21 protein-coding genes are annotated in these 19,748 nt (G+C 56.6%); 9 read left to right on the top strand and 12 right to left on the bottom strand.

Translation table 11 applies throughout. The annotated features are described in order from the left end of the window. Positions 1-98: 98 nt before the first annotated feature. Together ychF and pth are read right to left on the bottom strand one after the other, a co-directional pair. On the bottom strand, positions 99-1,190 hold the full coding sequence (gene ychF / locus AC6I8I_RS07920) for a redox-regulated ATPase YchF (protein ID WP_031375312.1): 1,092 nt from the start codon (positions 1,188-1,190) through the stop codon (positions 99-101). A 108-nt stretch (positions 1,191-1,298) separates the two neighbouring features. Beyond that, positions 1,299-1,886 (bottom strand): aminoacyl-tRNA hydrolase, encoded by a 588-nt coding sequence (gene pth / locus AC6I8I_RS07925; protein WP_312057664.1) that lies wholly within the window; start codon positions 1,884-1,886, stop codon positions 1,299-1,301. Positions 1,887-2,147: 261 nt separating this feature from the next. Between pth and ychH the strand changes: the two genes are divergently transcribed. Then, complete coding sequence (gene ychH, locus AC6I8I_RS07930) at positions 2,148-2,423, top strand: stress-induced protein YchH (RefSeq protein WP_312057663.1); 276 nt, start codon at positions 2,148-2,150, stop codon at positions 2,421-2,423. On the opposite strand, the gene AC6I8I_RS07935 is transcribed toward ychH, so the two are convergent. From AC6I8I_RS07935 to lolB, 4 genes are all read right to left on the bottom strand, one after another. Then, on the bottom strand, positions 2,420-3,571 hold the full coding sequence (locus AC6I8I_RS07935) for a GGDEF domain-containing protein (protein WP_312057661.1): 1,152 nt from the start codon (positions 3,569-3,571) through the stop codon (positions 2,420-2,422). The two genes, ychH and AC6I8I_RS07935, sit on opposite strands and share 4 nt — an antisense overlap. A gap of 214 nt (positions 3,572-3,785) precedes the next feature. Next, positions 3,786-4,733: a ribose-phosphate diphosphokinase gene (prs, locus tag AC6I8I_RS07940; RefSeq protein ID WP_006118899.1), complete on the bottom strand. Its 948-nt coding sequence runs from the start codon at positions 4,731-4,733 to the stop codon at positions 3,786-3,788. A gap of 136 nt (positions 4,734-4,869) precedes the next feature. Beyond that, positions 4,870-5,727, bottom strand: coding sequence for a 4-(cytidine 5'-diphospho)-2-C-methyl-D-erythritol kinase (gene ispE, locus AC6I8I_RS07945; RefSeq protein WP_497828527.1), 858 nt, complete (start codon positions 5,725-5,727; stop codon positions 4,870-4,872). Then, entirely contained in the window at positions 5,724-6,347 is a 624-nt protein-coding gene (gene lolB, locus AC6I8I_RS07950; protein ID WP_312756699.1) for a lipoprotein insertase outer membrane protein LolB, read from the bottom strand. Before lolB ends, ispE begins: the two co-directional genes overlap by 4 nt. A gap of 216 nt (positions 6,348-6,563) precedes the next feature. On the opposite strand from lolB, the gene hemA reads away from it, so the two are divergent. The 6 genes from hemA to kdsA are packed head-to-tail and all read left to right on the top strand — an operon-like array spanning position 6,564 to position 11,885. Then, positions 6,564-7,820, top strand: a complete 1,257-nt coding sequence (hemA, locus tag AC6I8I_RS07955; protein ID WP_312057582.1) for a glutamyl-tRNA reductase — start codon at positions 6,564-6,566, stop codon at positions 7,818-7,820. Positions 7,821-7,862: 42 nt separating this feature from the next. Next, entirely contained in the window at positions 7,863-8,945 is a 1,083-nt protein-coding gene (prfA, locus tag AC6I8I_RS07960) for a peptide chain release factor 1 (protein ID WP_031377320.1), read from the top strand. After that, a complete protein-coding gene (prmC, locus tag AC6I8I_RS07965; protein ID WP_497828528.1) occupies positions 8,945-9,778 on the top strand; it encodes a peptide chain release factor N(5)-glutamine methyltransferase in 834 nt (277 codons plus the stop codon). Before prfA ends, prmC begins: the two co-directional genes overlap by 1 nt. A gap of 23 nt (positions 9,779-9,801) precedes the next feature. Next, positions 9,802-10,194 carry a SirB2 family protein gene (locus tag AC6I8I_RS07970; RefSeq protein ID WP_312057586.1) on the top strand — a complete coding sequence of 131 codons (393 nt, stop codon included), beginning with the start codon at positions 9,802-9,804 and terminating at the stop codon, positions 10,192-10,194. Position 10,195: 1 nt separating this feature from the next. Further along, complete coding sequence (gene sirB1 / locus AC6I8I_RS07975) at positions 10,196-11,005, top strand: invasion regulator SirB1 (protein WP_312057587.1); 810 nt, start codon at positions 10,196-10,198, stop codon at positions 11,003-11,005. Between the two features lie 25 nt (positions 11,006-11,030). After that, entirely contained in the window at positions 11,031-11,885 is an 855-nt protein-coding gene (kdsA, locus tag AC6I8I_RS07980; RefSeq protein WP_497828529.1) for a 3-deoxy-8-phosphooctulonate synthase, read from the top strand. A gap of 68 nt (positions 11,886-11,953) precedes the next feature. Here the strand turns inward: kdsA and chaA are convergent, their stop codons facing one another. Further along, on the bottom strand, positions 11,954-13,045 hold the full coding sequence (chaA, locus tag AC6I8I_RS07985) for a sodium-potassium/proton antiporter ChaA (protein WP_312057591.1): 1,092 nt from the start codon (positions 13,043-13,045) through the stop codon (positions 11,954-11,956). 369 nt (positions 13,046-13,414) lie between these two features. Between chaA and chaB the strand changes: the two genes are divergently transcribed. Together chaB and AC6I8I_RS07995 are read left to right on the top strand one after the other, a co-directional pair. Beyond that, positions 13,415-13,645, top strand: a complete 231-nt coding sequence (chaB, locus tag AC6I8I_RS07990) for a putative cation transport regulator ChaB (RefSeq protein ID WP_031377314.1) — start codon at positions 13,415-13,417, stop codon at positions 13,643-13,645. A gap of 226 nt (positions 13,646-13,871) precedes the next feature. Continuing rightward, entirely contained in the window at positions 13,872-14,549 is a 678-nt protein-coding gene (locus tag AC6I8I_RS07995; protein ID WP_312057065.1) for a gamma-glutamylcyclotransferase, read from the top strand. A 109-nt stretch (positions 14,550-14,658) separates the two neighbouring features. Here AC6I8I_RS07995 and AC6I8I_RS08000 read toward each other — a convergent pair whose 3' ends face one another. From AC6I8I_RS08000 to tagF, 5 genes are read right to left on the bottom strand one after another with little or no spacing between them, the layout of a single operon-like run. Next, positions 14,659-16,086, bottom strand: a complete 1,428-nt coding sequence (locus tag AC6I8I_RS08000) for a serine/threonine protein kinase (RefSeq protein ID WP_312057025.1) — start codon at positions 16,084-16,086, stop codon at positions 14,659-14,661. 44 nt (positions 16,087-16,130) lie between these two features. After that, positions 16,131-17,084 (bottom strand): hypothetical protein, encoded by a 954-nt coding sequence (locus tag AC6I8I_RS08005; protein ID WP_312057027.1) that lies wholly within the window; start codon positions 17,082-17,084, stop codon positions 16,131-16,133. 14 nt (positions 17,085-17,098) lie between these two features. Beyond that, complete coding sequence (locus AC6I8I_RS08010; protein WP_312057028.1) at positions 17,099-17,875, bottom strand: PP2C family protein-serine/threonine phosphatase; 777 nt, start codon at positions 17,873-17,875, stop codon at positions 17,099-17,101. After that, entirely contained in the window at positions 17,872-19,008 is a 1,137-nt protein-coding gene (gene tagH, locus AC6I8I_RS08015; RefSeq protein ID WP_312057030.1) for a type VI secretion system-associated FHA domain protein TagH, read from the bottom strand. Before tagH ends, AC6I8I_RS08010 begins: the two co-directional genes overlap by 4 nt. A gap of 36 nt (positions 19,009-19,044) precedes the next feature. Then, positions 19,045-19,743 carry a type VI secretion system-associated protein TagF gene (tagF, locus tag AC6I8I_RS08020; RefSeq protein ID WP_312057032.1) on the bottom strand — a complete coding sequence of 233 codons (699 nt, stop codon included), beginning with the start codon at positions 19,741-19,743 and terminating at the stop codon, positions 19,045-19,047. Positions 19,744-19,748: the final 5 nt, after the last annotated feature.

Genomic DNA, 19,748 nt, shown 5'->3' on the forward strand with positions numbered 1-19,748 from the left:
AAGCATCCCGTGATCTTTAAAAAAAAACCACGCAATTGCGTGGTTTTTTATTTTATTCAGGTCTCACGAGATTCTAAAAAACACATGAGACACGCAAATCAGACGTTAAACAGGAAGTTCATTACATCGCCATCTTTCACGATGTACTCTTTCCCTTCTGAACGCATTTTGCCGGCTTCTTTCGCACCTTGCTCACCTTTGTAGGCGATAAAGTCTTCAAAGGCGATGGTCTGGGCGCGGATAAAGCCTTTCTCGAAGTCGGTATGGATTTTACCGGCTGCCTGTGGAGCAGTCGCGCCCACCGGGATGGTCCAGGCGCGCACTTCTTTCACGCCTGCGGTGAAGTAAGTTTGCAGGTTCAGCAGGGAGTAACCGGCGCGGATTACGCGGTTCAGGCCCGGCTCTTCCAGTCCCAGCTCCGCCATGAATTCGTCACGATCTTCATCTTCCAGCTCGGCAATATCTGACTCAACGGCGGCGCACACCGGCACCACCACGGAACCTTCTGCTTCGGCAATGGCACGAACCTGATCAAGATACGGGTTGTTCTCAAAACCGTCTTCATTGACGTTGGCGATGTACATGGTTGGCTTCAGCGTCAGGAAGCTCAGATAGCGAATCGCCGCTTTCTCATCAGCATCCAGATCCAGCGAACGCAGCATACCGGCTTCAGACAGATGCGGCAGGCACTTCTCCAGCGCCGCCAGCTCGGCTTTAGCGTCTTTATCGCCGCCTTTGGCTTTCTTCTGCACGCGCTGAATCGCACGTTCACAGGTATCAAGATCGGACAGTGCCAGCTCGGTGTTGATCACGTCAATATCTTCAGCCGGGTTAACTTTGCCCGCAACGTGAATGATGTTGTCGTTCTCAAAGCAGCGCACCACGTGGCCAATCGCTTCAGTTTCACGGATGTTGGTCAGGAACTGATTACCCAGGCCTTCACCTTTCGATGCGCCCTTTACCAGACCGGCGATGTCGACGAATTCCATGGTAGTCGGCACCACGCGCTGCGGTTTAACAATCTCAGACAGCTGGTCGAGACGCAGGTCAGGCATCGGCACCACGCCAGTGTTGGGCTCAATGGTGCAGAAGGGGAAGTTAGCCGCTTCGATACCCGCTTTAGTCAGCGCGTTGAACAGAGTGGATTTACCGACGTTCGGCAGGCCCACGATACCGCATTTGAATCCCATGGTTTGATACCCTTTATAACTGGATGGACAGCTCGCCCGGCGGCGGGCTATCGGAGACGAAATGAAAAATTTCGCGCATTATACACAGAATCACGACGATTCGGGCGATTAAGCAGGCTTGAAAGCGTGCAGCCGGTTCATCGCCTTGATGCGATCCTCTTTCAGCCACAGTTCAGTGCAGCGCGCCGCTTCATCAATGGCATCATCAATCAGTTTCTGCTCGCTGGCGGGCGGTTTGCCTAGCACAAATCCGGTCACCTTATTGCGATCGCCCGGATGGCCGATTCCGATGCGCAGACGGTGAAAATTGTTGTTATTGCCCAGCTTACTGATGATGTCCTTCAATCCGTTGTGGCCACCGTGTCCGCCGCCTTGCTTAAACTTCGCCACGCCCGGCGGCAAATCGAGTTCATCGTGCGCCACCAGAATCTCTTCCGGTGCAATGCGATAGAAAGTCGCCATAGCGGCCACCGCTTTACCGCTCAGGTTCATAAAGGTGGTCGGCACCAGCAAGCGCACATCTTCTCCGGCAATCGCCAGTCGGGCGGTATAACCGAAGAATTTGCCTTCCTCTTTCAGTGACTGATTGTGACGCCCGGCCAGTAAATCCAGATACCAGGCGCCGGCGTTATGGCGCGTGGCGGCATATTCAGCGCCTGGATTGGCAAGACCCACAATCAGTTTAATGCTGCTCACAATGAATATCCTGCTGTTATTGCCAAAGGGCGTTAGTTTACTTCGCCACAGGCGAGATGACAAAGCGCATAGGATTAAATTGATTCAGTCCGGTGACTAATCATTTTTCATCTAAATCAACAAGCTGCCCACAGATCCAGGCTAAAGTTTATACCGGTTGTGTGATCCGTCCCGCAACGTCGCCGTCAGCCATTGCCTAAACTTATGACAACTTAACATTGTGTGCGGTTTTACATTGGCTCATAAGGATGGAGGTGCAGGATGAAACATCAACATTGTCGCGTCGCGGGTAATAGCTTGATGGTACTGGGATTACTCACCATGGTACTGGGCGTCGGTTATTCTATTATTAACCAGCTGCCTTCGCTTCATCTGCCACAGTTTCTGGCGCACGGCGCGATGTTCAGCATTTTTATCGGTGCGCTGCTGTGGTTAGTAGGCGCACGCGTTAGCGGACGGGAAAAGGTGGAAGACCGTTATTACTGGCTGCGTCACTACGATAAACGCTGCCGCCGGTCACATCACAGCCACCACTAAATAACCAGCGCCGGCATCAGCTGCTGTTCCGTGCGGTTTCTGCCGCTGGCTTTGGCGCGATAAAGCGCCTCATCAGCCAGCGCCAGTAAACTTTCAAAGTTCTGATGGCCCTGGCTGGCAGTGGCAAATCCAATGCTGACCGTGTAGCCAACCGCACTGGGCTGTGACTGACAGACCGCCATGCGGATCGCTTCGCACCACGCCTGCGCATCCTGCTCACCGAGCGCAACAATCGCGGCAAACTCCTCTCCGCCCAGTCGGGCAAAACGTCCATCAGGCGGCATTAATTCTGTCACCAGGCGACAAAAGTCGATCAGAATCAGGTCGCCCTGATGATGGCCAAACCGGTCATTAATAGTTTTGAAGTGGTCCAGATCGAACAGCACGGCGCTGAAAGGGCGGTTGTGCCGACGACAGCGCGCCACCATTTTTTCCGCCTCGCTAAACAGTGCGCGACGGTTCCAGACGCTGGTCAGCGGATCGTGTAACGACGCGTATTTATACGCAATCTGGGTACGCTCATTGACCATCGCCAGAATGGTAAAGGTCAGGCCGATGACAAACAATATCGACTCCAGAACCACAAATACCGAAAAGCCTGAACCGCCAATCGCACCGTGCAGGCGGGTCGGTATCGCATTGTCCAGCCAGATGCGCGCCAGATGAAACAGCAGATGGATCCACAGCAGCAGCTGTGCGGGCCAGAAAGTCACTTTCAGCGCGTCACGCGCCAGCCATAATAGCTGGATCAGTGCCGCGGTGTAGGCAATACAGGCGATGCACAGCACCAGCACCCGCTTGGGCAAACTGTAATAGAAGCTCGGGAAACAGCAGAGGATCGCCCACAGTAACGCGCCGAGTAGCCAGCCAGTGCCGATCTTTTTGCCGCAGAATAATCGAAAAGCATTCAGCAAGCCGCCGTAGGCCAGCATCACCAGCACATTGCCGACGGCAACCGGCAGGAACTGCAGGCCGCTGCTGCGCAGGCTGCTGAAAAATACCGCCACCAGGGTAAAAACCAGCGACAGACAGGTAAAACCCAGCACGCGATCGTATTGCGATCCCATCCAGGCAAATACCATGATGATGCTTAAAAACCCCAGCACATAAAGCTCACAAATAAATAAGGTATAGATATCCAGAGTCATGGCGGGTGGCGTTCTTATGAAAAGTGCGCAGCAAATTATCACTTAAGCGTCTGGGGCAGAAGTGCGGAACGCGGCGTTTTACTAAAAGAGTAGGTGGCGTTGAAAATAATCGATTTTGGGGAAATTTATCGCGGAAATATCAGAATAAGAAGCGCGTTAATCGGCCGATCGGCCGCCAGAAAAAAACCGGGCGCGAGGCCCGGTTTGGCGAAGATTAATGCTCGAACATTGCCGAGATTGACTCTTCGTTACTGATGCGGCGAATTGCTTCAGCCAGCATGCCAGACAAGGTCAGGGTGCGCACATTCGGCAGCGACTTCATCTCTTCAGACAGCGGAATGGTGTCGCAGACAATCACCTGATCGATCACTGATTTACGCAGATTTTCAACGGCGTTACCTGAGAAGATCGGATGGGTTGCGTAAGCAAATACGCGCTTGGCACCGCGTTCTTTCAACGCTTCAGCCGCTTTGCACAGCGTGCCGCCGGTGTCGATCATGTCGTCGACCAGCACGCAATCGCGGCCAGCAACGTCACCAATAATGTGCATCACCTGAGAAACGTTCGCGCGTGGGCGGCGTTTATCAATGATAGCCATGTCGGTGTCGTTCAGCAGTTTAGCGATAGCACGGGCACGTACTACGCCACCAATATCGGGAGAAACAACAATCGGGTTTTCCAGACCGATCTGCAGCATGTCTTCCAGCAGAATCGGGCTGCCAAATACGTTATCAACCGGGACGTCGAAGAAGCCCTGGATCTGCTCGGCGTGCAGGTCAACCGTCAGAACACGGTCAACACCGACGCTGGAAAGGAAGTCTGCCACTACTTTAGCGGTAATCGGTACACGCGCGGAGCGCACGCGGCGATCCTGACGGGCATAACCAAAGTAGGGGATGACTGCGGTAATACGACCAGCAGAAGCACGACGCAGCGCGTCGACCATCACAACCAGTTCCATCAGATTATCGTTGGTGGGAGCACAGGTGGACTGGATGATGAAAATATCACCACCGCGTACATTTTCGTTAATCTGTACGCTCACTTCACCGTCACTAAAACGCCCAACGGCGGCGTCTCCCAGACTGGTGTAAAGGCGGTTGGCAATACGTTGTGCTAGTTCCGGGGTGGCGTTACCAGCAAATAGCTTCATATCAGGCACGAGAAGAACCTCAGGCTTTGCGTCCAGAGAATGAACGGCACGACAGTAACCGGCGAATACGGTCATGGGCGTTCACACGGGTGTGTTGATGCGAAACGTGCAGTGTCTGGAACGGGGTGACACTGTCACGCATTCGCTAATCGCCTCGCAGGGTACGCTGTAACGGCGAAACATTTACGCCTCGGGCTACAAATCCGCGCACCCCATTCGGGGCAAGTTCCAGCACCTGACGAGCAGCAGACTCGGTGTCAAATTCAGCAAACACACAAGCGCCAGTGCCAGTCAGGCGCGACGGCGCGTATTCTAGCAGCCAGGAAACAAGCTCATCAACCTCGCGAAAACGTTTTCTTACCACTGCTTCACAATCATTAGCGAAGGGTGAGGATAAAAGCGTCGCTAAACTGCGCACCGGCGTATCTCGCGTTAGCGCGGGGTCGTTGAAGACTGCCGGGGTGCTGATACTCACGCCGGGATGGGCGACAAGATACCACTTTTCTTCCGGCTCTGCGGGCTGAAGTTGTTCACCCACACCCTGAGCAAAGGCGGCGAAGCCTTTGACGAACACCGGAACGTCAGCACCGAGCTGCACGCCGATCGCCGCCAGCTCATCCGGCGTCAGGCCGGTTTGCCACAGGTGATTCAGCGCCACCAGCACGGTGGCCGCGTTGGATGAGCCGCCTCCGAGACCGCCACCCATCGGCAGCCGCTTGTCGATGGCAATCTGTGCGCCTGCCTGCGGCGGCAGGGTCTGCTTCGCCTGTGCCGCCTGTTTTAACCGTTCGGCGGCGCGGACGATCAGGTTATCTGCCTCCGCGACGCCCGCCACCGGCGTCAGTAGCTGAATGCGATCGCTTTGATCCACGCTGATCTGCAAGGTATCGCCATAATCCAGAAACTGAAACAGCGTCTGCAGATTGTGATAGCCGTCGGGACGACGGCCGTTGATGTAGAGAAACAGGTTCAGTTTTGCCGGTGACGGCCAGTGACTCATCATTGAACGGTCCAGCTGTCCATACGCAGTTTAATCCGCTGATCGCCTTCTTTCAGCTCCAGACTGGAGGGCAGCGGCGGCGTGACTTTACTGTCGTAACCGGCAATCGACACCTGCCAGCTCTGGCCGTCACGGCTGTAGTTCAGGCTGCGCAGCTGATAGTTTTCATTGAGCTGATAATCGGTGGCATCGCCGGGCAGGCCCATCATCCACTGACGCAGGTTCGCCAGCGGAATGTTCATACCGGTCAGTTGCGAAATCATTTTCTGCGCATCGTTGCTGACGTAGCGTTTGCCTTTGTTGTCAACGATCTGCACCACCGAGCCCTGAGCATCCAGCTGCAGCTCGGTGCTGCCAAGCGGATTGGTCAGTAACAGGCGATAGCGGTCAGGGGCAGTTTGCTGCCAGTTAAAGCGCGCGTAGACCTTCTGCTTATCAGAGAGGTAAGCAAAAGCGCCGCGGGTCTGATAATGGGTGACGTGTGAGACCGCCTGCTGATGCTGTTGCCACTGTGGCGCGGTCACGCTGGGGCCCGGGCCTTGCGGTTTGTTAACGCTACAGGCGGCCAGCAATACGCTGGCAAGGGGCAAAATGCGCAACAGAGTGCGTGGTGAATAAAGCATCAAGTGGTCATCTCCTCAGACACGTTTATAATTCGTAACGGATAACGCTAACCATCCATATTTAAGCCGTCAATGCTGTTATGCAGCAAATTGAGCACGATCAGGTTAATCTTATTACAGTCATAGGCTTTGTATGGCTTTTCTTGATCTGCCGCATCTTGTAGAATGCGCCTCACAAAACCCTGACATTATTGGGACATCCCAACCGAAACCACCATGACGCTGCTCGCTCTCGGAATCAATCACAAAACTGCCCCCATTGCTCTGCGCGAACGTGTATCGTTCGGGCCGGAGACGCTTGAGCAGGCGCTGAACAGCCTGTTATCACAGCCAATGGTGCAGAGCGGCGTGGTGCTGTCGACCTGTAACCGGACCGAACTCTATCTCAGTGTCGAGCAGCAGGCCGATTTGCAGACGCGTCTGGTACGCTGGTTGTGCGACTATCATCAGCTCGATGAAGAGGATGTGCGCAACAGTCTTTACTGGCATCAGGATAACGAGGCGGTCAGCCACCTGATGCGGGTTGCCAGCGGTCTGGATTCGCTGGTGCTGGGTGAACCGCAGATTCTTGGACAGGTGAAGAAAGCCTTTGCTGACTCCTCGCGTGGCCAGGCGCTGAGCAGCGAACTGGAACGCATGTTCCAGAAAACCTTCTCGGTAGCCAAACGGGTCCGTACCGAAACCGATATCGGCGCCAATGCCGTCTCGGTGGCGTTTGCCGCCTGTACCCTGGCGCGTCAGATTTTTGAATCGCTCTCCTCGGTCAACGTACTGCTGGTCGGTGCCGGTGAAACTATCGAGCTGGTGGCGCGCCATCTGCGCGAGCATCAGGTTAAAAAACTGATTATTGCCAACCGCACCCGTGAGCGTGCTGAGGCGCTGGCTACCGAAGTGGGTGCCGAGGTGATCAGCCTGGCGGAGATCGATGCTCGTCTGGCGGAAGCCGACATTATCATCTCCTCTACCGCCAGTCCGCTGCCGATTATTGGCAAAGGCATGATGGAGCGCGCCCTGAAAGCGCGTCGTAATAAGCCGATGCTGCTGGTGGATATTGCGGTTCCGCGTGATGTCGAGCCGGAAGTGGGCAAACTGCCCAATGCGTATCTCTACAGCGTCGATGACCTGCAGGCGATTATCGAGCAGAACCTGGCGCAGCGCAAAGCGGCGGCAGTGCAGGCCGAGAGCATCGTGGTGCAGGAAAGCGGTGAGTTCATGGCATGGTTGCGTTCTCAGGGCGCAGTCAACACCATCCGTGAATACCGTTCTCAGGCGGAGGAGATCCGCGCTGAGCTGGAAGGCCGCGCGCTACAGGCGCTGCAACAGGGTGCCGATCCGCAGAAAGTGATGCAGGAACTGGCGCACAAGCTGACCAACCGTTTAATTCACGCTCCAACCAAATCGCTTCAGCAGGCCGCCCGCGACGGCGATAATGAACGCCTGCAGATTTTACGCGACAGCCTGGGTCTCGAGTAGGCACCAGGCTGCTGCTACCTGTTACGGGAATCCCACATTTAAATGAAAACCTCTATTGTTGCCAAACTGGAAGCCCTGCAGGAGCGCCACGAAGAAGTGGAAGCGATGCTGGGCGATGCTGGCGTTATCGCCGACCAGGAACGCTTCCGTGCGCTGTCGCGCGAATATGCCCAGCTGACCGATGTCACCCGTTGCTTCCGCGACTGGCAGCAGGTTCAGGAAGATATTGAGACGGCGCAGCAGATGCTCGACGACCCTGAGATGCGCGACATGGCGCAGGAAGAGCTGCAGGCGGCACGCGAACAGAGCGAAGCGCTGGAGCAACAGTTACAGGTGCTGCTGTTACCGAAAGATCCCGATGATGAGCGCGCCTGCTTCATTGAAGTTCGCGCCGGTACCGGCGGTGATGAGGCGGCCATTTTTGCCGGTGATCTGTTCCGCATGTACAGCCGCTATGCCGAAGCGCGCCGCTGGCGGGTTGAGATCGTCAGCGCCAACGAAGGTGAACATGGCGGTTATAAAGAGGTGATCGCCAGGGTGACCGGTGAGGGTGCCTATGGTCGCCTGAAGTTTGAATCGGGCGGACATCGGGTGCAGCGTGTGCCCGAGACCGAATCTCAGGGGCGTATCCATACTTCCGCCTGCACCGTGGCGGTAATGCCGGAAATACCGGAGGCAGAGCTGCCGGAAATCAACGCCGGTGATTTGAAAATTGATACCTTCCGTTCATCAGGTGCCGGCGGTCAGCACGTTAACACCACCGACTCCGCGATCCGTATTACCCACCTGCCAACCGGCATTGTGGTGGAGTGCCAGGACGAGCGTTCGCAGCATAAAAACAAAGCCAAAGCGCTGGCGGTACTGGGCGCGCGTATTCACGCTGCCGAAATGGCCCGTCGTCACGCCGCCGAAGCCAGCACCCGCCGTAACCTGCTGGGCAGCGGCGATCGCTCTGACCGTATCCGTACCTATAACTTCCCGCAGGGCCGGGTTACCGACCATCGCATCAACCTGACGCTTTACCGTCTGGATGAAACCATGGAAGGGAAAATCGATAGCCTGATTGAGCCGATCGTGCAGGAATATCAGGCGGATCAGCTGGCGGCGCTGGCTGGCCAGGATTAATGGATATTCGTCACTGGCTGAAACAGGCCGTTGCGACCCTGAACGGCGGCGACAGTCCGAAGCGCGACGCCGAAATCCTGTTGAGCTTCGTGATCGGCAAGTCGCGCAGCTGGTTAATCGCTTTTGATGAAACCCTGCTCAGCGATCGGCAGCTTAGCCAGCTTGATGCCTTGCTGAGCCGTCGCGCCCGCGGTGAGCCAGTGGCGCATCTGGTCGGCGAACGTGAATTCTGGTCGCTGCCGCTGCGGGTGTCGGACGCCACGCTGATCCCGCGTCCGGACACCGAACTGCTGGTTGAGCAGGCACTGGCGCATCTGCCGGTATCCGCAGCCACCATTCTTGATCTCGGCACCGGCACCGGCGCAATTGCGCTGGCGCTGGCCAGCGAACGGCCCGACTGTCAGGTCACCGGCGTAGATCGTATCGCCGAGGCGGTAGAACTGGCGCGCAGCAATGCGCAGCAGCTTAACCTGCCGAATGCCCGCTTTACGCTCAGCCACTGGTTTCAGCAGCTCTCCCCGCAGCGCTTTGACATTATCGTCAGCAACCCGCCTTATATTGACGCCAGCGATCACCACCTCGAGCAGGGCGACGTGCGGTTTGAGCCGCGCAGCGCGCTGGTGGCGGCTGACGCAGGCCTGGCAGATTTGCGCACGCTGATTGAGCAGGCGCCTGACTGGCTGCAGCCCGGCGGCTGGTTGCTGCTGGAGCACGGCTGGCAGCAGGATCGGGCGGTGCGCGACATGATGCGTCAGCACGGCTACCGCGCGGTGGAAACCGTCAATGACTACGGTGGCAATCCCCGCGTTACCCTTGGGCAATCTTCAACCTGAAAGCGGACGAAAAAGGACTCACGATGTACGCCTGGTATCCACTGATTAAAAATTTGCACCTGTTAACGGTCATCGTCACTATTTCGATGTTTGTGCTGCGCTTTTTCTGGCTGCGCAGCGGATCGGCGATGCTGTCGCGGCGCTGGGTGCGGATTTTGCCGCACGCCAACGACACGCTGTTACTGTTGACCGGTATCTCATTGGTGATGATTACTCACTTCTATCCTTTCACTCCGCAAGGAAGCTGGCTGACTGAGAAGCTATTAGGGGTTATTATCTACATCGCCTTAGGATTTGTGGCATTGAGCCGCCGACCACGCACTGACCGTACCCGCTGGATCGCGTTTCTGGTGGCGTTAATCGCGCTGGTGATGGTCATTAAGCTGGCGCTGAGCAAAATGCCGTTATGGGGATAGTATGACCTCTACCGAACAATTAGATTTTAGCCAGACACCGTTATGTAAAGCGGTGATTGGCGCTACGCTTGCCATCCGCGCCGATTTCCCGGCCGTGTCGGTGGAAGCACAACTTGCGGCCCTGGTGGCCGAAGCACGTGATTATGTTAGCCAGGCCGGCGATGCCGATCTGAAACTCGAAAAACTGCTGGAGCTGTTCTATCGCCAATGGGGATTTGGCGGCGCCAGCGGGGTATATAAACTTTCTGACGCGCTCTGGCTCGACAACGTGCTGAAAACCCGCCAGGGCACGGCCGTCTCACTGGGGGTGATCCTGCTGCACATTGCTGCCGAGCTGGAGTTGCCGCTGATGCCGGTCATCTTCCCAACCCAGCTGATCCTGCGCGCCGACTGGATTGATGGCGAGAAATGGCTGATTAATCCGTTCAATGGTGAAACGCTCGACACGCATACGCTGGAAGTGTGGCTCAAGGGCAACATCAGCCCGACGGCGCGCCTGTACGATGACGATCTCGATGAAGCCAAAACCGTTACCGTGATGCGCAAAATGCTCGACACGTTAAAAGCGGCGTTGATGGAAGAGAAGAAAATGGAGCTGGCGCTGAACGTCAGCCAGGTGCTGTTGCGAATCGATCCTGACGATCCGTACGAAATTCGCGATCGCGGTTTGATCTATGCGCAGCTGGAGTGCGAACATATCGCGCTGAACGATCTCACCTATTTCGTTGAGCAGTGTCCTGAGGACCCGGTCAGCGAGATGATCAAAGTGCAGATTCACGCAATCGAACAAAAACAGGTCACGCTGCACTAAGCGTACCCACTGAAAAGGAAAGGGCATGACACAGAAAGTCGTGAGTATTGGTGACATCAAGGTAGCAAACGATCTGCCGTTTGTACTGTTCGGCGGGATGAACGTGCTGGAGTCGCGCGATCTGGCGATGCGCATCTGCGAACATTACGTCAGAGTAACCGACAAGCTCGGTATCCCTTACGTGTTCAAAGCGTCGTTTGATAAAGCTAACCGTTCATCTATTCACTCCTATCGCGGTCCGGGCCTGGAAGACGGCATGAAGATTTTCCAGGAGCTGAAGCAGGCTTTCGGCGTGAAAATCATTACTGACGTGCACGAAGCGTCACAGGCGCAGCCGGTGGCGGATGTGGTTGACGTGATCCAGCTGCCTGCCTTCCTGGCGCGTCAGACCGACCTGGTTGAAGCGATGGCGAAAACCGGCGCGGTGATCAACGTCAAGAAGCCGCAGTTTGTCAGTCCTGGCCAGATGGGCAACATCGTTGATAAGTTTGCTGAAGGCGGCAACGAGCAGGTAATCCTGTGTGACCGTGGCAGCAACTTCGGTTATGACAACCTGGTGGTCGACATGCTCGGCTTCAACGTGATGAAGAAAGTCACCAACAACAGCCCGGTGATTTTCGACGTCACCCATGCGCTGCAGACCCGCGATCCGTTTGGCGCGGCCTCTGGCGGACGTCGTGCGCAGGTGGGCGAACTGGCACGTGCCGGTATGGCGGTGGGTATTGCCGGCCTGTTCATTGAAGCGCATCCGGACCCGGATCACGCGCTGTGTGATGGTCCTTCGGCACTGCCGCTCGACAAGCTGGAGCCGTTCCTGGTGCAGATGAAAGCGATTGACGATCTGGTTAAAAGCTTCCCTGATCTGGATACCAGCAAGTAATTCTGCTGCGGCAAGGCAAAAAAAAGAGCGAGAAATCGCTCTTTTTTTTCGTCTGCAGGCGGCGGGCTTTACAGCATAATGGTCACCAGATAGCCGGCAAATAACGCCAGATGCGCCGCACCGTTCAGCACGTTAGTACGGCCGGTGGAGAAGGAGAGCTGACACAGGATCAGCGACGCCATCATAATCACCATCTGCGGCGGCTCAAGGCCAAATATCAGCTCCTGGCCGGTCAGAGTAGCGATCAGGGTCACTGCCGGTACGGTTAACGAGATGGTCGCCAGCACTGACCCGAAGAACAGGTTCATTGCGCGCTGCACCTGGTTCATCAGCACCGCTTTAATGGCGCCTAATCCTTCCGGCGACAGGATCAGCAGCGCCACCAGGAAGCCGGTGAACTGAACCGGGGCATTCAATTCGGTCAGCAGGCTTTCCAGCGGGTTGGCATTCATTTTGGTGACCGCAATCACCGCCACCAGATGCACAATCAGCCAGACGGTGTGCCAGATGCTGCTGTGTGCTGAGGGCTTACCGTGATGGGGATCGCCATCATCGCTCTCATCCTCATGCTCATAGACAAACAGGCTCTGGTGGGTTTTGGTCTGAATCAGCAGGAAAACGCCATACATGGCGGCTGAAATCGCGGCAATCAATAGCGCCTGCGCGGTGGAGAAGTTGCCGCCAGGCAGGGCGTTGGGGAACACCAGCACCAGAATCGCCAGCGGAAAGATAGCGATTAAATATTGCTTCACGCCCGCCAGATTAACGTACTGCGTGGCGAACTTATTGCCGCCGAGCAGCAGAGCGAAACCGACCAGTCCGCCGGTAACAATCATCACAATCGAATAGAGCGTGTCACGCATCAGGCCGGGCGCGGCATCGCCGGTCGCCATCAGCGCCGAGATCAGGCTTACTTCAAGGATCACTACCGACAGGCTCAGTATCAGCGAACCGTATGGCTCGCCCAGCCGGTGCGCCAGCACATCAGCATGGCGAACCACGCTAAAGGCGCTGCTAAGAATGGCAATCAGGGCCAGTATGTTGATACCAACCACGATCGGAAATGAGGTTTGTGCGCCAAAAAAATAGAGTACACCCAGCGTAACGATGGGAAATATCAGCGAGAATTCCTTGTGACGTGTTTTTTCATGTGAAGGCATTCACCATCCTCTCTGGTTAATGATCATAAGGGCAGCGGCGCTGCTGTTAAAATATAATCAGTTTTAGGGCAGCGCGCAGTTTATCTTTTCAGCTGCCCGAGCGGGAAAAATTTACTGCTTTTTACTTAAGCCAGATAAATCAGCGGAAGCAGATTAACCCCAGATTATCGCTAATATTCTATTATTAATCAGGCAATAAAAAATGGTTAAACCGTAATAATCCATCTGTTTTTAACCATGGAAAGGTGTGATAGTGTGAATTTACAGCGTGATTTAACCGTTTTATCGCTAAACTGAGCATAAATCGTTGTTTGTGTTTTTGCTGTCATGAACCAGACTTATTATGACCCAGTAAACCGAGGAGGAAGTATGCCTTACGATAGCCGAGCCGATTTACCTGACAACGTTAAACACGTACTTCCGGCACACGCGCAGGATATCTACCAGCAGGCGTTTAACAGCGCCTGGTCGCAGTATAAAGAGGCCGAAGATCGCCGCGGCGACGATTCCCGCGAAGAGGTGGCACATAAAGTGGCCTGGGCAGCGGTGAAAAAAGAGTATGAAAAAGGCGATGATGATAAGTGGCATCCTAAGCGCTGATTAAATGGTTAGTCTGCTTTAATCAAAGGGCCAGAAATATCCGGCCCTTTTTTCTGCCTGTGCTATCAGGTTTATCTGGTTTTTTTTATCCTGCGACCCGCCTCACGCTTGAAACCCCACCAGTAAATCGATTAATGTCAATTTTGTGAACGAAACGCGAAGCCGTTTTGGTGATCATACAGAGGAGCCATCTGGACAGGACGCCGTGAAAGTCGAGGAGGTCGCATTGCTTACCCGGGAATTTCTTTTAAAAGCGGATTGTAAAACGTCGTTCGGTGATATCGAAGAGACGCTGCTCTGGAGTTGCGAGCAGCGCGCGGCGTCGCTGGCGGCTACGCTGGCCTGCCGTCCCGATCACAGCCCGGTATGGATCTTTGGTTACGGCTCTCTGATGTGGAACCCGATCTTTGAAGCGGATGAGGTGGCGTCCGGCTGGCTGGAAGGCTGGCATCGCGCTTTCTGTCTGCGGCTGATTGCCGGACGGGGCACCGCCACTCATCCTGGCCGGATGCTGGCGCTGAAACAGGGCGGCCGGACCAGCGGTCTGGCTTTTCGTCTGCCCGAGGCGCGGCTGCATGAAGAGCTGGCGCTGCTGTGGAAACGCGAGATGATCACCGGCTGCTATCTGCCGACCTGGTGTGAGCTGCAGCTTGAAGATGGGCGCAGCGTAACGGCGCTGACCTTTATCATGGACCCGCGTCATCCGCTGTATGAGTCGGACTCCTGCCCGGAAGCGATCGCACCGCTGATTGCCGCCGCCAGCGGCCCGCTCGGCTCGAATGCCCAGTATCTTTTTTCACTTGAAGAAGAGCTGACAAAACGCGGCATGGAAGAAGAGAGCCTGAGCCGGCTGGCGCATCAGGTACGAACGTTACAGCAGAGTCACTGCCTGAAGCAGGCCTGATCCCTCAGGCTCCTCCGTCACCTGAAACAACACTCCTCACTTCCGCCCGGCGGTCAGGTCAGCCGGGCGGCGCAGCCTGAGAGACCGCTCCCGCCCGCGACCCCGCCAGTCAGTTATCCGGATTAATCAGCCAGGTGCCGGGTTTATCAATCGTCAACGATTGCGCGTGCGTCACGCTGCCGTTGTGAACTTCAATACGATACTGTCCGGCCGCCAGATTCAGGGCAGCAAAACCACTGCTGCCAGGTTTGATTTCCAGTGGCTGACCGTTAAGCACCACATTCTCACCGTTTTCCAGCTTGAGATAGACCGTGGCCAGCATGGCTGGCGCAGCCGCCACCGGGGTGGTCGGGGCGGGCGCGCTGGCCGCCACCGGTGATTGCGTCACCTGTTCCGGCGCGGCGCTATGACGATTCGCCAGCCAGACTGCAGCAATCACCGCCAGCAGCGCCACGGCGGCAGCACCGATCAGTCCCGGCGACAGCCGGCGTACGGTGCGCGGTGTCACCGGCTCAGCGGCGGCGGCACCGTGATTCACCGCCATCACGATCGGCGCTGCGGCTTCAACCGGCTCCTCTTCCACTGCGGCGACACTCTCGCCCGGCACCGGGAAACTGTTTACCACCGCTTCAACATCACTCACCGGCAGGTCGATCAACGCCGCAAACGCATCAATCGATTGCGGACGATCGCCAGGTTTCATCGCCAGCGCGCAGTCAATCGCATGCAGCAGCGGCAGGGAATAGCCCGTCGGCTGACGCTCGACCAGCGGCTGGTAGTTATCTTCAATGCAGCGCACCACGCTGACCGGCGGCGGATTGCCGGTGATCAGGTTATGCAGCACGGCACCAAGGGCGTAGATATCGGTCCACGGACCCTGTTCGACCTCGCCCTCTTCGCTGTACTGCTCAATCGGCGCAAAGCCCGGCTTGAGCATGATTTCGGTTTCATCGGAGAGGTTGCCGATCTCCTTACGCGCCGAGCCGAAATCCAGCAGCACCGGCAGCTGGTTTTCCTGTATCTGAATATTATCCAGCGAGATATCGCGATGCAGATAACCGGCCTGATGAATGGTACTGATGGCTCCCAGCAGCGGCGGCAGCAGACGACGGATCCAGGCTTCGGAAATCGACTCCGGACTGGTGATCTGCCACTCTTTCAGCGTCATGCCGCTGTAGTAGAGCGTGCCCATATAGGCGGTGCCGTTCTGCTCCCAGAAGCGCAGCACGTGCAGCAGGCCCGGATGGTTAAAGCGGGCCAGCAGCCGCGCTTCCTGAATAAAACTATTCAGACCGGCGTTAAACAGTTTCTGGAAGCGTTCGCCACGCAGTTCCAGCGTCAAATCCGCCGCGCGTACCGCCAGCGAAACCGGCATGTACTCTTTAATGGCGATAGTGCGTTCCAGCTGGTGATCCCATGCGCGATAGACAATGCCGAAACCGCCACCGCCAATCACTTCCTTGATCTCAAACTCGTTGAAGCGGTATCCGTCCGGCAGGGCATTCGGAACCGTTTTCTGATTATCATTTGCCGACATAGTGAACTCTCTGAACACGGCCTGCTCGCCAGGCTGCGCGGTAATTAATTGATGTTACGCCAGGCACCAATGGCAGGATCAACCAGATCCGCGTGCAGGGTGTCGATGAGTAACACATTCACTTTTTGCTGTGGCATGAAATGCGGCGCCCATTGGCCGCGCAACGTATCAACTCGCGATTTCACAGCGTCAGCATCCTGCTGCGCAGCATTCTTATCCATCTTAATCAACAGAGTTCCATTAAAACGCCATACATGTTGCTGGCTATCGAACGGCAGAACCAGCCAGCTATCGGCGGTGTCGGCGCGGGTGACAATCATGCGCTGATTGTTGGCCGCAATCACTTCCAGTTTGCTGTCCGGAATGGTCAGGTTAGCGATCGGGTAGCCCTGATAAAAGCTCACCGCAACCGGCGTCGGATGATCCGGTGTCGCCAGCGTCAGTTCACTTTTGCCTTCGGCCCAGCCGTCGGGCGAGCACTGCTGCTTGCTGACGTCCGGAATAAACATCGTCCGGGCATTCTCATCCCAGGCGGTACGAAAATGGCAGCCGCTCGGCAGATCAAAATGCTGCAGCGGCGTGCTATTGGCCGGGCGTGACAGATCAAGCGGCGCGGCGTTACTTTCGCTGGCGCTGGCCGTGGCGTCCGCCATGACAATCGGCCGCCAGTTCTGTAGCTTACTGGCGCTGCCGCTGGCTAATACGCCGCCGTCTTTGTCGGTCATCTGCCACGGCATGACATCCAGCAAACCGCACTGGTTGGCGAGCAGGGTACCGACGCGCGGTAAAAAGGTGGTCAGCACCGCCGAATCCTTACTTTTTCCGGAAACAATGCGCAGCGGCAACGTCTCTTTGCACCAGTCGTCGGGCGCTTTGCTCACCACGTTATCGATGTAGACCTCCAGCGCCAGGCTGGGGGAATAGACCACACGATAATTTTCGGCCTGGGCATAAAAGGCTATCAGTAAGGTGGCGATGCCGGGCAACCACAGTTTCATAAGGATCCTTGGAATCAAAAACGAGGCGGCAGAAAGCGCGCCGAATCAGCCAGTGAATAAAGCAATGTCGCTTCTTCCGGCTCACCAATCCAGACCGCCAGTGCGCTGAGATTATCTTTTTTCACGTTGCGGCTCACCGCCTGTTCCATCAGTGCCAGCCACTCTTCGCAGGCGTTAACCATCCGCAGCGCCTGCTCCATTTCACCGGTGGTCAGGTTGAGCCAGAATCCATCGGTACAGACCAGAAACGCGTCGCCATCTTCCAGCGCAATCTGCTGCGAAAAACTGACTGCACGCGGCGGTTCAGCACCGAGCGCATTATAGAGTAAATTACTGTTAATGCCGGTATTTTCATAGCCCGCTTCTTTCAACTGCTGGGCCAGACTGTGGTCGCGGGTGACCTCATGCAGTACCCCGCGCCGGAAGTGGTAAACCCGGCTATCACCTGCGTGGGCCCACCATGCACGCTGTTTTTGACGGTCAATAAACAGCGCCGCAAGGGTGGTACTCATCCGTGCAAATTTCGGATTCTTTCCCTGTGCCTCATGCAGCGCCAAACGGCACTGTTCGATCGCCTGACGGGTAAAGTCGGGCGTAAACTGTTCACAGTTCTCCAGCTGGCCGAGCAGGCTGTCACGCACCAGCTGCGCCGCCATCTCGCCACCGGGCAGACCGGCGACGCCGTCACAGACCACGAAACAGGCCCGGCGATCGTCCAGCGTGGCACCGGTGCGGTCCTGATTATCATCGCGCAGGCCTTGCTGGCAGCGGCTGGCAAAAACGATCTTCATGCTTCATCTACCCGCGTCTGGGAATCTTTGTACTGATTGACCTCCATGTCATAGGCATGCAGAAACGCTTCGCCAAACAGGGTATGGAAATCATCTTCAATTTCACCGGCGGTACGCTGATAGTTGCGGGTAAAGTAGTCCCACAGCGCCGCCTTTTTAGTGGTGGTGAACGGCAGCTTCGGCAGCAGGCCGTCGGTGCGTGCCTGCTCTTCCAGGCGCGCCGGATTAAACGACTGCAGCATCGCCGCAATGATGGCGCGGATACCGGCAATCATTCCCAGCTGATGCGCCTGTAAATCAACCAGCGCATCGCGGACCGCCTGTTCCGGCGGCATAAAGCCCGGCATCTGGCTCTGGTACATCTGCATCAGTACGGTTTTACCGGACGGCAGAATCTTAAACGGGTTGTTGGCCTCATTCAGGATCATCGTCATGTCCGCTTTCACGCCGCGCTTGAGGATGGAACGCGACGACAGCAGCGCCACTGTGCCCTGGGAAAACAGGCTCAGCATCCGGCCGGTGATGCGCATCTGCTCTTCATCAATCGGCGTCGCGTGGCCGTTGCTCAGGCCCATCCCGTCCAGCAGCGCGGCGATCAGCTGGTCCTGATCCTGCGGCTGGGACGACAGGGCGCGGCGCGGTTCGTCCGCCTGCGGCTCAATCGCCAGCCGTGCATCATTATGGCGCTCGTGGCGCACCGGGGAAGCGTCGTTCACCAGCAGACGCTCTTCAACCTCGTGGTGGTCGTGAATGCCCAGCGGATTAGCCGGCTGGTCGCTACTGCCGGCAAACAGCGCGAGGGGATCGCTGTGATCGCTCTGACAGGCGGGATCGCGCACTTCCAGCGCATAGTCACCGATACGCAACGCATCGCCATGCTTCAGCAGCACCTGCATACCGCGACCAAGCGCGATGCCGTTATGCTCCACCGGCGTCACGCTGCCCTGATTGGTCAGGCGGCATTCGCCGTCATGCGACAGATGGACCAGCGCCTGCAGGCGCGAAATGGCGCGCGACTCATCTGGCAGCACCAGATCGTTGTCCTGACTGCGGCCAATGGTGCCACCAGGCGGTTGAAACACGACGGTTTTAACCGGAACATCCGTAGTGCATTGCACAATGGTAAATTGCATGAGTTATCCCAGATTGAACGGCAAACGCAACCGGCCTTACTCAAACATCGGTGGGTAAAGGCCATTACGTCCCGGCTGTGCACCTGCCGCCGGGTTAAACAGTAATGAAAACAGTTGTGCCGTGAGGTTGCCGCTGTGCTTGTGGGTGGCGTGGGCAAAACCATCACTGCGGTTACTCCACCAGTAGCTCATATGCTGCTGAGGATCGAAGCGTTCAGCCACTTCACGCCAGCTCAGCGTGCAGGGCAAATCCTGATAACCGATCACTTCCATGATCTCGGAAGGCTGTCGGGCCGGCACCAGCAGCGGTGGCAGCGCCTGAATCTGCTGTTCCAGCTGTGCGCCGTTGAGCGGCGTCTGTACCGCCCGCAGCAGCGTCGCGCCCAGATCCTGAAACCAGTCGCCCGAAATGGTCAGCTGAGCCGGATGCCACTGGCTAAGCGGAAAACTGTGCAGCGCCAGCAGCGGCCAGGCCCGGCCGACGCGGTCACAGGAGGGCAGTAAACAGCCCATCTGCACCTGCTGCCGGGTCGGGGTGATCGGCAGAACAAAATTCCATACCGGAGCGCGTAAAAAGTTCGCGGTTACCGCATCGTCCTGCTGATGCCAGTGCATCAGACCCTGCTGGAACCAGTGATTCCACGGGGTGATCTGTTGCTCGCTCAGCCGGTGATGCAAAAAGTCGCCGGTTGACGGCAGCTTGCCATACCAGCCGGGGGCAGTATAAGCAGCCATGTACA

It is taken from the genome of Pantoea sp. X-Soil-YNGN-775 (genome assembly GCF_059730575.1).